We start from the raw sequence: 15,087 nt of genomic DNA on the forward strand, positions 1-15,087 counted from the left end.
TAGAATGATAATACGCAAGGAGCGTAGCGAGTGGTACCCCATTTGTGCATTCTTCTTAGAGAAAGAAGTGGGGTCTAAGCCTTGTGCTCTTATTTGAAATATGCTGCTTTAGTATTAGTTTAAGCTTATAGTTATAAAATACAGTCATTAAAACAACGGAGAAAAGATGAAACGAGCGAAAATTTGTGCCTTAATTGGGAGTGCTTTTACGACCCTTATTGCTGTATTAATGATGTTTGCCTTTATTCGATTCATAGTTAACTGGGAGGTCAAAGACTTAGAAGTGACCTTGTCTATTGCGGGGCATAGTGGGATCTTTTTGCTGAAACTCTTTGCCTTAATCCTTGTTATTGTCATGTCCATTATGATTGTAAATTGGGTTGCTTTTATTCGTATGGATCGTCCAACTGGTGGAATATGGCAGTTTTACCAGTTGATTATTGGCAGCTTTTATATTTTGGTTTCACTTGTGGACTTGCATGTTATGGTAGTTACTTTACCGTTAGGACTGTGCTTTGTCTTGTCTTTTATTTTAGCCCGTATGGACAGTGTATGAGAGCTTATCGTAGTAAGCTCTCTTTTCCTTTATGGTTAATACCAAAAATAAACAAAATTTTGGTATAATAACTAAGTTAATACTAAAAATTAGGAGGAATTTTTATGTTTGAGCTTCAAACTAAGCTTAAAGATGAATTCGGTATAAAATTTGCCGATGAAGAGTTATTAGAAATAGCTTTTACTCACTCGAGCTACACGAATGAAGAACGCCTCCCAAAGGTTGCAAACAATGAACGTTTGGAGTTTTTGGGAGACGTCGCACTGTCTTTAATCATCTCAGAATATCTTTACCGTACTTATCCAGATAAACTTGAAGGTGAATTATCGAAGATGCGTTCTAGCATTGTCCGCACAGAATCTTTAGCTAACTTTTCGCGTCAGTGTGAATTTGGTCGTTTTTTACGCCTAGGAAATGGTGAAGAAAAAACAGGTGGCCGTAATCGTGACACAAATCTGGAAAATTTATTTGAAGCATTCCTTGGTGCTCTTTTTCTTGATGCAGGGATGGAAGAGGTAAGGCGTTTTATCAACCGTGTTGTTATCCCACATGTGAAAGCAGATGATTATTTTAAGGTAATCGATTATAAGACCACTTTACAAGAAGTCTTGCAGGCAGATGGTGAGACAGTAATTGAATATAAAATTTTGGAAGAAACTGGTCCTGCCCATGCGCGCGAATTTGTGTCCGCGGTTTACAATAATGGTGAAGAACTTGGTCGCGGGCGTGGAAAGTCAAAGAAACTTGCTGAACAAAAAGCAGCAGAAAATGCAATAAAAGGTCAAATTCATGTATCTTAAAAAAATGGAAATCGTCGGCTTCAAGTCTTTTGCCGACCGTACAAAAATCGAATTTGATCAGGGAGTCACAGCGGTTGTAGGACCTAACGGGTCAGGAAAGTCAAACATTGTTGAGGCATTACGCTGGACTTTGGGAGAACAGTCTGCCAAGTCGCTTCGTGGTGGGAAAATGCCTGATGTCATTTTTTCTGGAACGGCTAAAAGAAAAGCTTTGAATTATACAGAAGTCATTGTCACTTTTGATAATTCAGATCAATACCTTGTTGGCTATGAAGAAGAAAGCGAAGTAACAATTACAAGGCGCTTGTATCGCAATGGGAATTCTGAGTTTTTAATCAACGGACGAAAATGTCGTTTGAAAGATATTCATGAGCTTTTTACGGATACAGGCTTAGGGCGGGACTCGCTTTCCATCATTTCTCAAGGACGTATCGAATCAGTTTTTAACTCTAAACCAGAAGAGCGGCGTGCCATCTTTGAGGAAGCAGCAGGAGTACTTAAATATAAGACACGCCGCACTGAGACAGAAAGCAAACTAAAGACGACACAAGATAATCTTGACCGTTTAGAAGATATCATCTTTGAGCTGAATGGTCAGTTGACGCCTCTCCGTGCACAACGTGATGTTGCATTGCGCTTTCAAGATTTAGAGGCAGAGCGTTCAGAGCTAGCTCTTTCTGTCCTTGTTGCTCAGCTTTTAGATGAAAAAGAAAAATACGAAAAAGCTAAGAGTGACCTTAGTAAAACCGAGTTGGAGCTGGAAAGATTAAAGGGGCAGCAAAATAACTATGAATCAGAGCTTGTTCAGCTGAAAAAATCACGTTTGAAAGTAGAGAGCGAGCAAGAAAAACTTCAGCATAATAGCTTGACTTTAACGGAGCTAAAAGCAGAACTGCAACATAAAATAGAGGTTTTTGACTTACAAAAATCAACTTCTGAAAAATCAGAAGCAGAGCGGAAAAGTCGGATAGATGAGCTGGGTGTAAAACTCCTTGAAGTAACAAACAAAAGGAAAGAAGCCGAGCAGAAAAAAACACACTTGAAAGATCAGGAAGTTAAAGCTCAGGTTCAACTCCAACAGTTAGAAAAAGAGCTGGCACGTTTTTCTGAAAATCCAGAAAGCTTGTCTGAACGTCTTCGTGAAGATTATTTGAAACTCGTACATCACGAAGCCGAGCTCTCCAATCAACTGACTAAAAATAAGGTGGAATTTGAAAATATTTCACGTCGTCTCATGGAATCCGATGAACATGTACGAGAAAATACGGAAAAATTCCAAGCTGTGTCTGCAGAATTAACCCAAATTGAGAAATCGTTGAGCGATTTAACTCAGCTTATACATCTTTTAGAAAAAGAATTGGAAGAAAAGTCCGAAGAAGAAGCACAGCATGCTGAAAATGAACGTCACGTGCAGAACATCATGTATGACCAGATGCAACAGCTGAGTAAATACAAGGCTAATCTGGCAAGTATGGAAAATATCCGTGAGAGTCACAGTAACTTCTTTCAAGGGGTTCGTGCCGTAATGACACAAGCTTCAAACCTAGGTGGGATAGTTGGAGTTGTTGCGGAACTGCTGACTTTTGATAAGAAATATACGACGGCTATTGATATTGCCTTGGGGGCTGGAAGTCAAAATATTATTGTTGAAGACGAAGAGGCAGCGAAGGCAGCCATTGCCTACTTACGTGAAAAACGTTTAGGACGTGCCACTTTCCTGCCCTTGACAACGATTAAACCACGTGAATTTCGTAATTATGAGCGTCTAATAAATATGGAAGGCTTTATTGATACAGCCTTAAATCTTGTTCATTTTGAGCCGCGCTTGCAGCGCGCTATGGCCAGTTTACTGGCAACTACAGCAATTGTTGATACAGCAGAACATGCCAGTCAAATTGCAAGAGCGATGAACTACACGATTCGCATTGTAACTTTAGACGGCACGCAGATTAATCCAGGAGGTTCTTACTCAGGAGGAGCCGCAAAGCGTAACAATACAACTTTTACAAGTACAGAAATTGAACACTTGACTGAAGTTATCGCCTTAGCAGAAAGTAAGCTCAAAGCAGTGGAGAACAAGTTGCAAAAACAGCAAGCTGTGAGACAAAATTTGCGAAATCATGTGGCGGAGTTGCGTTCAGATATTCAAGAAAAACGCCTGTCTGAGCAAGCGTTACAACTGCAGCTCAAACAACTGTCAGAGCGAAAATCAGACCTTGCAACCTTGGTGGCTGGAGCTGAGAGTACAGAATCACACCAAGTACTGCAAGAACTGACAGAAGAAAATGAAAAAATTTCACTGGAGTTGAAAAAAATTGATGAAGAAAAGCAAGCTCTGGATGGTCAGCTAGAGGATGTAAAATCAAGCAGTCAAAGTTTCAATGCGCTTAAGACAGAAAAAAGCAATGCTTATCATGAGAGTAAAATGTTACTTTCAAACCTAAAAAATGAATTGCGCTTTATGCAAACGGAATTTGACCGCTTGAGCGAAGAGCAAGTTCTTATTCAATCAGAGATGACTAAGCTGGAAGCTGCAAACTCAACTCAGATTGATGAAGAAAGCCGTAATCGCTATGCCAAGAGACTGGAGGAAGCAGAAGCAAAACTTCAGGAATGCAATGTGACATTAGTCAGCTTACGCTTTGAACGCGAGGATTTACAAGCTCAAATGGAGGAGCTAGAAGAACAAAATCATGAGTTACTTGAACAAAACCAAGCTCTTAATAATCAAAAAGCGCGTTTAGAAGTAAAAATTGAACAGGCAGAAAAGCTTTTAAAAAATCGTCAAAACATACTTTTTACTGAATATGAGATGAGTTTTGATGAGGCAAAAGCAAAAGCTAATTCACTTGATAACCTAGCCGAGTCAGAGCACCAACTTCGCCAGCTTGAACGTCAAATCCGTGCACTAGGTCCAATTAATCTGGATGCTATTACGCAATTTGAAGAAGTAAACAAGCGTCACACCTTTTTAAGTGGGCAGAAAGATGACCTTCTGGAGGCGAAAGACTTGCTTCTTGGAACGATCCAAGAGATGAACGAAGAAGTTGAAATTCGTTTCAAATCAACCTTTGAGCAGATTAGAGAAAGTTTTCAACTGACTTTTTCACAAATGTTTGTGGGCGGAGAGGCAAACCTAGAGCTGACCAGCACGAACTTACTCGAAGCTGGTGTAGAGATTAAAGTGCAACCACCGGGTAAAAAATTAGCAAGTCTCAACCTTATGTCGGGTGGCGAAAAGGCTCTGACAGCCTTGGCCTTAATTTTTGCTATCTTGCGTGTCAGAACCGTTCCTTTTGTCGTTCTAGATGAGGTTGAAGCAGCTTTAGATGAGGCGAATGTAAAACGTTTTGGTGATTATATGAATCATTTTGATAACTCTAATCAATTTATTGTCGTCACACATCGTCGAGGGACAATGGCAGCAGCTGGTACGATGTACGGTGTAACAATGGCAGATGCAGGTGTCTCCAAAGTTATTTCTGTGCGCTTAGAGGATGATATTTAGTAGAAAATGGGTAGGTCGTAAAAAACTTAAGCTTAACTCAAGACTCATCTGGTAAAATTATTCCTAATGTAAAAAAGGAATCTACTCTTGTGCAAATAAAAAATAAATTGAGGTTAACCTTGAAAAAATTATTCAACAGTTTTAATACACGGCTAGGTTTAGTTTGCTGGTCGACCTTCTTTATTTGGGTCAAAACCATGATTGCTTATTTCTCTGTTTTTAAGGGATTAAACTCTTCAAAGCTTGCAGATTATTTGTTAGTCATTGTTAATCCGATAGGCTTCACAGCAATTTTCTTTAGTTTAGTATTGTTTGTCAAAAGGAAGCAACTTTTCTATTTGGGTCTGCTCCTTATGAACCTTATCGGGAACCTGCTCGTTTATGGGAATGTTCTCTATTACCGAGAATTTTCGGATTTTCTTACTTTAAATACACTTACAGGTGGAGCAGGTATGGTAGGTAAAGGTTTTGACCTAGGAGCAATTGCTGTTTCATGGGTTGACCTTGTTTTCTGGATTGACCTTGTCCTTATCCTCATCCTTTTCCTTACGAAAAAGATCAAAATGGATGAACGACGTCCAACAACGCTCTATGCTTTTAAAATTTTCAGCGTATCTGTGATGATTTTCGGCTTGAACTTCTGGATGGCAGACTTGACAGAACATCGCTTAGTTTCACGCCAAGCGCAATATGATGCGACTTATATTGTACGTTATCTGGGTTTGGGTCCATGGTTAGCAACAAACAGTTGGTATACGCATGTATCTAATGAAACGCGAGCCATGGCCTCAAAAACTGACTTCACTAAGGTTCAAAATTATATCCAAGAAGAACGCTATCTTGCCCCCAACGATGAGATGTTCGGTATTGCTAAAAATCGCAATGTCATTGTAATTCATCTTGAGTCCCTGCAGCAAGATGTCATCAATATGAAAGTAAACGGTGAAGAAGTTACACCTTTCCTGAATTCACTTTATAACAATAATCCTTCTGTTTATTCTTTCTCTAATTTCTTCAATCAAGTTGGACAAGGGAAAACATCAGATGCGGAAACAATGCTTGAAACGTCTACATTTGGCTTAGCCTCAGGTTCACTTTTTTCAAGTCTGGGCAGCACACAGACCTTCCAAGCCATGCCGGCCATCTTGCAGCAAAAAGAGGGTTACTCTAGTGCAGTCTTCCACGGAAACGTTGGGTCCTTCTACAGCCGTAACAATGTTTACCGCAATATGGGTTATCAAAATTTCTTTGACCAATCTTTCTTTAATCTCACACCGGATAACTCAACGGCTTGGGGCATAAAGGACAAGTATTTCTTTAAGGATTCTATTCCGTATCTTGAACAGTTACAACAACCTTTTTATGTGAAATATCTGACTGTTACGAATCACACGCCTTACACAGGGCTGAAAGATTTTGAAATAAATCCGAAACTTTTAGAGGGAGGATCTGGCAACTCAGTTGTTGATAATTACTTTGTAACTGCAAATTATTTAGATTCATCAGTTAAAGATTTCTTTGATTATTTGAAAAAATCAGGACTTTATGAAAAATCGATCATTGTCCTTTATGGCGATCACTATGGTATTTCTGGTTCAGATACAAAATACTATGCACCATTTATTGGTAAAAATGCAGAAGACTGGACAGAGTACGATAACACAATGATGCAGCGTACACCATTCATGATTGATATTCCGGGACAAACAACAGGACATATCAGTGATGAGTACATCGGTGAAATTGACGTTATGCCAACCTTGGAACACTTGTTAGGAATTTCAACCAAGGATTATATCCAGTTTGGTCAGGATGCATTTGCACCAAATCGTGAGCAATTTGTAGCGCTTCGAAATCGTGGTTTTGTTACGCCTACAATCACTAAGTCAAGTGCAACAAGTTCTGTTTATCATGATACAAAAACAGGAGAAGTTTTGACGCTGACAGAGCAGCAACAAAAGTATGTGGACAGTATTCAGGAAAAAGTTAATCAGATGTTAGACATGTCTGATACTTTCAATACGGAAGACTTGCTGCGCTTCTATACGCCACCAGGATTTGAACCGGTGCAACCAGGAAGCTTTAGTTATGGCGTAAACTCAACACGGGAACGTTTGAGAAAGGAACAAGATGTGCTGAAAGCACGTTCGACATCCCTTCTGTCAGAAAATCAGGGCGTTTCTTCTGTGAATCTCTTTAATGATCCTGTATTGGCAGCTCAAAAGGCACAGGAAGAAGCTGAAGCAGTGAAAAATGCGGAAAAGAACGGCACAAATAGAACATCTTCCACAGCTAAAAAAGTTGAGAAAGGAAAGTAAACTTTTATGAAATCAGGATATTTTCAGCCTTTGACAAATGCTTATAAAATAGCTTGGATATGGTGGGTTATTCTTCTTTCTTTCCAGCAAGTGCTTTTCTATGAAAATAATCTTCGGACAAATTGGTTTCAAATCTCTATCCTTGTCTTTCTAGTTTTTGCCTTTTACTTTTTAGTGAGGCAGCGTCGTTTTTTTGCTGCAGAGGATGCCTTGCATTTTTCTCGGGATTTTCGATTAGGAATGCTCAAAATAGATTTCGCTTACATGAGCTCCGTTAAAGTTACGCCAAGAACGCTTCGATTTATTTATATCGGCAAGGAATATCAGTTTGTTGTATTGGGAAAATCCAATCAACTTCTACAAAATGTACTAAAGGAAAATAAAGTTGAATACACTACATCAGCACTTAAAAGATCCGAAAAAGTTTAAGATTTTTTGGTCAATTATTTTTGGCCTTCTTTGGCTCGGAACAAATATTTATGTAATCATGGAAACGCCCGCTTGGAATGAGAAGTATATTACAGCTTTCATTTTAGGGAATGTCTGTATGTTTATCGCAGCAGCCTACATGGTTTTCGTTTATCGCTCATTCAAAAAAATAGCCACTCTGACAGAAAATAAACTCCAACGTTACTATAAAATGTCAATGTGGATTTTAGGTCTTGCAGTATTGCTCGTTCCTTTTTTCTTTATTATTCATGTCCCTGACACGGCACATGACTGGGATTTCTTTGTCGTTTTGAGAAACAGCCTTTACTTGGGCGGCCGTTCCTTTATAAATCTGCCAATGACAGAAAACCAACTTTTGTATTTCTTGCGCTATCCTAATAATCAATTTTTCGGGATAATTTATAATACGATTTTTGCACCTTTTAGGAACTATTCTTCTCTTATTTTAGCGACAACAGCTGTAGCAGCAGTTCTTACGAGCCTTTCTGTCTTAGGTGGTTCACTCTTGATTAAAAAGATATCCACTATTAAAATGGCTCTGCTCTATAATTTGGTTGCCTTTGGATTTTTCCCTTTTTACATCTACGGTGCCCAGCTCTATACCGATACCGCTACTTTGCCTTTTGTTATTTTCGGTTTGCTTTTTATGGTTTATGCCCTTAAAGCAGAAAAAACAAGCAAGATGATTATGTGGTGGATTGCTGCTTGCTTAGTTGTATTTCTAGGATTTAGTATAAAGCCAACGGTTTTCATTCCGATGATTGCTGTCTTCTGTTTCCTCATCCTTAATCGCAAATGGAAGAAGCTCCTTATCATGCTGCCTATTGCAGCACTTCTTTTTGTTGGTGTTCACCAAGGGGTTAAGTCTGTTGTTTCCTCAGACCCAGCATTTTCAGAGTCAGCCAATGATCGCTACAATTTGCCGATGATTCATTGGATTACAATGTCCTTTGATCCCATCAATAAATACGGTGGCTTTAATCCAGACGTTTTAGCTTATTCCCAATCATTTACAGACGTAGAATCTAAGAAAGAGGGGATTGTACAACGACTTAAAAATAATCTGAGAGAGATGAGCGTTTTTGATATTCTATTACAGCTCTGGCGTAAGATTATGTATACATGGTTTAATGGTGATCTGAGTAGCTTCTTTTACACCTATCGTCATTCTAATCCCTTTGTTTTTCGTTACTTTGACTGGACAAGTTTTGCTCCAGAAGAAGGCAATATCACGGGCTGGTTATTGCTCAAAGCGGCTCAAACCCTTTATTGGCTGGCTATTGTTCCACTTATGTGGTATGAAATCTTTTTGGGCATCTTCAAAAAACATAAAACAGAGTGGTTTATTGTTGGACTTTCAATGGTAGGTCTTACAGGTTTTCTCTTGCTTTGGGAAGCTAACTCACGTTACCTTTATAACTTTGCGCCAGTAATGCTTGTTTTAGCAACTATGGGTCTGGTTGACTTTATCAAATCTTATAGGAGGAAAAATGGACTTTCTGAATAAAAGCATGTATCGTATTTTGCTGGGGCTCTTTATTGCAGCCTTGGCGCTTATGGCTATACAGCCCTATACAGATGTGGGTTTTTTAGAACCGATTTCCGTATTATTGCTGGCTGCTTTGCTCTTTTTCCTTCTCCGTTTTGCCTATCAAAAATTCCATAAGATGAATAAAAAAGGACTGAAAATATTTATTTTCGCCTTTTTTACAGTATTTCTCTTGTTTCAGATTATTTCTGTTACTCAGATTCACATGATGGTTTTCGGAGACCCTTGGCATATACAAGCTCAAGCGACACGCATTATGCAAGGGGATATGGTTTGGGATGTTTGGATTCGACAATATCCCAACCTTCTTCCCTTAGTTGCTCTGAACGTTGGCTTTATGAAACTTGCTCAACTGTTTCATGTGTCTTATTATGTGATTTTTTATGCTTTTAATATTTTTATTAATACGAGCATTTGGGTCTTGATGATTCGTTTTCTTTGGAAGAAAAGAGCAGCTCTCGCAGCCTTTATTGCCTTAATCATGGTCATTCTTCCAATGAATTACGATTTTCTTCTAAGAGTTGGTTACTCTGATGGTTTTGCGATTTTAGTCTTACTGATTATTGCACTTAAGTTTGATAAACTACAAAAAACAGAGACATTTGGCGTTTGGCAATTTATCAGCACAGCATTCCTATTTGCAGTAGGATACTTGGCCCGTCCAAATATTATTATTGTTTTGGTTGCTTTAGCAATACTCGGCTTGGTGGCTTTTAGTCAGCGTCAAAAATATAAAAAATTGTGGCTTTCTATTACTAAACTCCTTTTAGCTTCTCTTGTAGGAATTATTTTAGCCATGGGCGTAACCCGTGGTTTGGCGAGCGTGATGCAATACGATCTCAAAGGTCCGGATGTTTTTCCAACCATCAACTGGATTTATGAAGCTCTTAATACGGATTCGATGGGAACTTGGACTCCTGCCGACCGTGACTATACGCTCAATCACTTTGGTTTCGAGACAGCAAAAGATGCAAATATTGCGGGAATAAAAGAGAGACTCGCATATTTGGGACAGAAGCCTTGGATGATTCCGGTGCTTCTCCTTGGAAAATTTGGGCAGCTGTGGTCTTGCGGAACATTTGCCACAGCAACAGATTATCAACTTTTCTCTGGTCACTATAACTGGACAAGAGGTCCGGGTTGGCTGATTGATAATATCGGTGCTGTTAATATCTTTATTTCAACCTATGCCAAAGCACTTATGTCTATTTTCCTTCTGGCCATTGTTTATCGTCTTTGGAAATCAAAAGAGGAAGAAATCTCGGTTTTCTCTCTCTCTATTTTGACGACGATGGGGATTACGCTCTTTCATACTTTACTTTGGGAAGTGAAACCGCGTTATCAATTTATGACAATTGCGTTGATTATACTTGCTGCTGCACTGAGTTTTGATAAGATTTTTTCTGAAAAAGCACTATTTAAACCTGAAAAAGGGAAGAAGAAGCTTTTAAAAATAGCTTATCCAGTGCTGTCACTTTTGTCATTGGGATTGATGCTCACCTTAATGCAGGTGCAACCTAAGCAGAAGATTACTGTCAATGCGCAACAACATTCCCTAAACCACTTTGGTTACAGTAAGGGGAGCATTGAACTTGGTGCAGGAGAAAGTATTTCTCAACCTTTTGAGCTCGCTACCTTTGCCAATCATATTGATTTCAAATCCTATGCAACTATGGAAATGAAGCTGATTATTGAGAAAAAGGAAGCAGGTGGGTGGAAAAAAGTGGCTGAGCAAGCCATACTTCCAGAAGATGCGATAACTGTGTTAAGAGCAGACATGACTGCTGGTCAGTACCGCATGCAGGTTCAAAATATACAAAAAGTTCCTGTTATCATGTCTCTGATGACCAATACTGAAAATTTGGATTATCCTTATTTGATTGAGCTTCCTAACGATAAGCAAGCTTCATTTGGATTTTCTATCTCGCAAAGGCAGCCTAAGACAAAATTCCCAATGGGATTGATTTTCGGCTTTGCTGTGATTTATTTACTGGGCTATTTCGTTGTCCTAGCTGTGGTAAAAGATGATGAGTAAACTCTTTCTGAAAAAAGTTCTTCTGCCCTGCTTAGCTGCAGTGGCAGCTTTTCTTATCGTGGATAACAATGCTCAATTCTATCAGGAGCCCTTGGGCATTATTGAAGAAGTAAAGCATGTTGGAAAGACAACATTAGATGATAATTTTGGTAACAAGGACACAGAGATACAGCAAAACCTTACGGTTAAACTGCTCAATACAGCTCAAAAAAATGAAATTTTACATTTACAAAATATCACAAATCAGTCTCAGGTAACAGGACAAATTTTTCGTAAAAATCAAAAAATTCTTCTACGAAAAAGCGCAGGTAAAATGCAAATTGTCGGACAAAAACGTGATGCGGTTATTGTAAGTTTAGCAGTACTTTTTATTGGATTACTGCTAAGTTTTATTCGCTGGCGTGCTTCTCTATTTTTAACTGTTTCGCTCGCATTAAACCTCCTTTACTTTGTCTTGGCTCTTGCTGCTGACATTCATTTTACTTCTGTCAATGCTCTGATTATCTTTTCTTGTTTAGCTTTTCTTTTCGTATTCAGTTCTTTGAGCTTTGTACTGGGCTTTACACGGCAGATGTTCCTTACCTTATTAACAACCCTTTTAACAAGCCTCTTAACTTTCTTATTGACATTTTCTGTTTTGAAGGCCACAGGAAATTCAGGTGTACATTTTGAAAATATGAGCTATGTGACACAGAACCCTATCCTGTTTTTCTTTGTCGGAGCAATCATAAGTGTACTCGGAGCAATTATGGATGGTACAGGAGATATTGTCGCAGGTTTATTTGGTCTTTATCGTCAAAACAAAGCCCATGATATTAACATGACCCAGAAGGATTATGTAAAGTCAGGAATGGAAATTGGGAAAGAAATTATCGGGACATTAACTAATGTTCTATTTATGATTTTTATGGCAGAAACGATTTCGATGACCTTGCTCTTATTGAGAAACGGCAACACATGGAGTTATATTGCTGGAACGGCGCTTAATTTGGGGCTCTTACAGACGATTATCTCTGCTATCGGCATTGTCCTTGCAGTGCCAATTACGGCTTTTGTGACAAGTTTTGCTTTAAGAAGGGAGACAATAAAATGAATAGTTTAATGGTTCTCTTTCTCATTTTGGCACTTTTGCTTGTCCTCGTTTCTGGAGGGGAAGGGATGCGTAACCTTTTCGGATTATTTATCAACTTTGCTCTGATTTTTCTTATGATAACGCTCCTGTCATGGGGGGCGAATACATTTATTCTTTTATGTGTTGCATCTGTCTTAATTTTAGCAGTGGCTATATATATGTCTTCAGATGACAACAGGGTGACCAATATTTCTTTCAAAGCAAGTCTTATTGTTGTTTTTACGCTGATGATTTTAGCTATTCTTGTCCAATATTTGGGTAATCTCCAAGGCTTTGCAATTGAGGATACGGAAGAACTCGAGGAACTGTCTTTGGCTATTGGTTTGAATTTTTCCAATGTTGCAATTGTGGTTATGGTTATTTCGATGTTAGGGGCAGTAGCAGAGGCAGCTATGGCACTTGTTGCTAGTTTATCTGAAGTTGTCGAACAAGATGCGCAGATGTCACTGGCCCAGTTTAAAGAACAACGCTTTATAATTTCTCAACAAATCCTTGGCACTGCTGTAAATACATTGTTTTTTGGATTATTAGGTTCATCACTTAGTCTTATCCTTTGGTTTGTAAGACTTCATTATAGCTTTGCAGAAATAATAAATTCCAAACTGCTTCTGGCGGACATGGCCGCAATGCTCTTAGGAATGATAGGGATACTTTTTGCGATTTTCTTGTCGGGATATTTTGTGGAAAAAGAATTTGAAAAAATGCATGAAGGAGTATAAAAAGAGACTCATTTATGTTGAACTCCTAGCTTTTTTGTGTGAGATGAAAAAGGAAGTGCAAGGGAGAAATGTAATTTTGGAAATATTTACGAAAAAATAAAGAAATCATATTGCAAAGCATTAAACTTTTTGATATATTATATACATGAATAAGAATTTATTAGATGGGATTGCGGATCGGTTACATATCAAAGGCCTGAATCCCTTGCTTTCTCTCATCATATGGGAATCACTTTTGCTGTTAGTCTTGCTTATTGCAGTACTGTTTGTTATATCACTGATTTAAAAGAAAACTTTGAGCTTTTGAAGTATTTTGTGCCATTAGGGAGGATGAGCAGGAAATACATTAAGTGCACGAATGGAAAGATATTATAAAATGAAAAATCATACCTCTTAAATGTTTACTCAAGAGGTATGATTTTGTCTTTTTTATTTAGATTATTTTTCTAAGGCTGCAATTTTTTCTTCGAGAGCTTTGATTTCTTTTTCTAATTCCGCTTTCTGTTGAGGGTCTTCGATTGATTGAAGATCTTTTTTCATTTGTTCTAATGATTCTTTTTGATAAGTGATAAGCTCTTTTTTCTTACTTGATATTTGCTCTAGGAGCTTATTTCTATCATCCTCACTAAGCGGTTTATAATCAGGAAGTTTTTCTTTCTGAAAATGTTGAGCGAGTAAGCTTATTGGTGTTGTATTTTTATCCTTCATAAGTTTAGTCTTCCATGAGGTATCATAGCGATCCAATAAAAAACCTGCGAAAGCACCAACATCATAAGCTTCTTCCACATTTCCGGTTGATTTTCCATAACCTTTCGTCTGCTTCCCTAATGCTTGGACAGCTTGAGCAATATCATCGTCCGTCTTAAGCTGATCTGGGAAATAGGTTTGGAGAGCAGCCATTACTTCCATATACTGAGCAGATCCTTCTACGCGATCCCAATATTGTGCAGCATCAAAGTCTGCCTTGTGCTTTGCTTCATATTCTTTATAAGTTGAAAGAGCTTTGAGAACTAAAGCTTGGTCGTTAGGTTGCGCAACAGCCTTCATTAGCTCTTGGATCAATTGATAACGAAGGACTCGGGCTTCTACATTATCAAGATGTTGATCTTTTTTGGAGCCAATTTTTGCAATTTCTTCTTCAGGTAACTTGTCCCATTTCTCCTGTTCAAAGATATGGAAATTTTCATGCAAGACAAAGACCAAGGCATCGTAAGTGCCAAGATGTGGATAGCGGTTCCATGTTTTCTTATCCTTAAGTGCAGCATTATTGAGTGAGAAATACATTCCTCCGCCCTTAAGCTCCTTGCCATGTACACTATAGTTTGCATCTACTCCGAACTTTCCAAACTGTTTGCCATAGTAGCCCCAAGTCCCTGGATATTCAGAGCGGTTAACATTCATATCTTCTGCATCTTTGTCAGAAAAATCACTGATTTGCCCATCTGGAGTGATTTTCCACATCTTTTTACTGTCCGTGTCTTCTAAAACAACAGGAATCTGTGTGACGGCACTGTTAGGCCAAATTTTTTCAGCAACCTGATTATATTTTTTCAACTGTTGAGCGAAGATAGGTAAAAAGTCATTGACTGTTTCAGGTTGATTTTTATTAGCAATAAAATTAAAAGACGGTGTTTTTTCTTCTGTCTTGCTTTGTTCGGGTGCTGCTGTGCTTGATTTATTTGTGTCTCCTTTGGAACATCCTGCAAGCACTGCACTTAAGATTAAAATTCCTATTGTTGTAAAAAATTTTGCTCTGTTTTTTATCATCATTGTCTCCTTTAACGACATTTATGCGGAAATTTCCACATCATTTTTACTTGATAAACCTTTCTTTTAACCACTGTCTGACGGGTTTAGAAAAGTCTGCGTATAACTTTTTATTTTTCTCTAAGTTTTATGAACTTTCTAGTGAATCCTCCTCTCTTTTGAACTCTCTTTGCGTTGGAAAAATAAACATAAAAAGACTTCAAAAAATAAAAATTATTTATTCCTGATAAAGCTCATAAATCCTCTCCATATA

The 15,087-nt window shown here is 38.3% G+C and carries 10 protein-coding genes; 9 read left to right on the forward strand and 1 reads right to left on the reverse strand.

Going from position 1 to position 15,087, the window contains the following annotated elements; genetic code table 11:
• Positions 1-166: 166 nt before the first annotated feature.
• From B4H39_RS07610 to B4H39_RS07650, 9 genes are all read left to right on the forward strand, one after another.
• A complete protein-coding gene (locus B4H39_RS07610; RefSeq protein ID WP_251421969.1) occupies positions 167-556 on the forward strand; it encodes a hypothetical protein in 390 nt (129 codons plus the stop codon).
• Between the two features lie 104 nt (positions 557-660).
• The gene (rnc, locus tag B4H39_RS07615; protein ID WP_202230528.1) at positions 661-1,356 is read left to right on the forward strand and encodes a ribonuclease III; all 696 of its coding nucleotides are present in this window, start codon (positions 661-663) and stop codon (positions 1,354-1,356) included.
• A complete protein-coding gene (smc, locus tag B4H39_RS07620) occupies positions 1,346-4,864 on the forward strand; it encodes a chromosome segregation protein SMC (protein ID WP_251421972.1) in 3,519 nt (1,172 codons plus the stop codon). Before rnc ends, smc begins: the two co-directional genes overlap by 11 nt.
• A gap of 89 nt (positions 4,865-4,953) precedes the next feature.
• The gene (locus tag B4H39_RS07625) at positions 4,954-7,182 is read left to right on the forward strand and encodes an LTA synthase family protein (protein ID WP_338147164.1); all 2,229 of its coding nucleotides are present in this window, start codon (positions 4,954-4,956) and stop codon (positions 7,180-7,182) included.
• Between the two features lie 6 nt (positions 7,183-7,188).
• Positions 7,189-7,611: an EbsA family protein gene (locus tag B4H39_RS07630; RefSeq protein ID WP_251421977.1), complete on the forward strand. Its 423-nt coding sequence runs from the start codon at positions 7,189-7,191 to the stop codon at positions 7,609-7,611.
• Positions 7,568-9,139 carry an ArnT family glycosyltransferase gene (locus B4H39_RS07635; protein ID WP_251421979.1) on the forward strand — a complete coding sequence of 524 codons (1,572 nt, stop codon included), beginning with the start codon at positions 7,568-7,570 and terminating at the stop codon, positions 9,137-9,139. Before B4H39_RS07630 ends, B4H39_RS07635 begins: the two co-directional genes overlap by 44 nt.
• On the forward strand, positions 9,123-11,216 hold the full coding sequence (locus B4H39_RS07640) for a hypothetical protein (RefSeq protein ID WP_286927556.1): 2,094 nt from the start codon (positions 9,123-9,125) through the stop codon (positions 11,214-11,216). Before B4H39_RS07635 ends, B4H39_RS07640 begins: the two co-directional genes overlap by 17 nt.
• Positions 11,209-12,309, forward strand: coding sequence for a YibE/F family protein (locus tag B4H39_RS07645; RefSeq protein ID WP_251421999.1), 1,101 nt, complete (start codon positions 11,209-11,211; stop codon positions 12,307-12,309). Before B4H39_RS07640 ends, B4H39_RS07645 begins: the two co-directional genes overlap by 8 nt.
• Positions 12,306-13,067, forward strand: a complete 762-nt coding sequence (locus tag B4H39_RS07650; protein ID WP_251421985.1) for a YibE/F family protein — start codon at positions 12,306-12,308, stop codon at positions 13,065-13,067. The genes B4H39_RS07645 and B4H39_RS07650 overlap by 4 nt, the downstream gene beginning before the upstream one ends.
• A gap of 438 nt (positions 13,068-13,505) precedes the next feature.
• Here the strand turns inward: B4H39_RS07650 and B4H39_RS07655 are convergent, their stop codons facing one another.
• Positions 13,506-14,834, reverse strand: a complete 1,329-nt coding sequence (locus tag B4H39_RS07655) for an enkurin domain-containing protein (protein ID WP_251421988.1) — start codon at positions 14,832-14,834, stop codon at positions 13,506-13,508.
• Positions 14,835-15,087 lie beyond the last annotated feature (253 nt).

Source organism: Lactococcus sp. UBA7128, assembly GCF_002492185.1.
GTDB classification, from domain to species: Bacteria; Bacillota; Bacilli; order Lactobacillales; family Streptococcaceae; genus Lactococcus; species Lactococcus muris.

What these genes read in the sequence shown, in the direction of transcription:
- B4H39_RS07645 (WP_251421999.1), top strand. Translation starts at nt 11,209, where the DNA reads ATGAGTAAACTCTTTCTGAAAAAAGTTCTTCTGCCCTGCTTAGCTGCA.
- B4H39_RS07655 (WP_251421988.1), bottom strand. Translation starts at nt 14,834, where the DNA reads ATGATAAAAAACAGAGCAAAATTTTTTACAACAATAGGAATTTTAATC.
- rnc (WP_202230528.1), top strand. Translation starts at nt 661, where the DNA reads ATGTTTGAGCTTCAAACTAAGCTTAAAGATGAATTCGGTATAAAATTT.
- B4H39_RS07640 (WP_286927556.1), top strand. Translation starts at nt 9,123, where the DNA reads ATGGACTTTCTGAATAAAAGCATGTATCGTATTTTGCTGGGGCTCTTT.
- B4H39_RS07630 (WP_251421977.1), top strand. Translation starts at nt 7,189, where the DNA reads ATGAAATCAGGATATTTTCAGCCTTTGACAAATGCTTATAAAATAGCT.
- smc (WP_251421972.1), top strand. Translation starts at nt 1,346, where the DNA reads ATGTATCTTAAAAAAATGGAAATCGTCGGCTTCAAGTCTTTTGCCGAC.
- B4H39_RS07610 (WP_251421969.1), top strand. Translation starts at nt 167, where the DNA reads ATGAAACGAGCGAAAATTTGTGCCTTAATTGGGAGTGCTTTTACGACC.
- B4H39_RS07650 (WP_251421985.1), top strand. Translation starts at nt 12,306, where the DNA reads ATGAATAGTTTAATGGTTCTCTTTCTCATTTTGGCACTTTTGCTTGTC.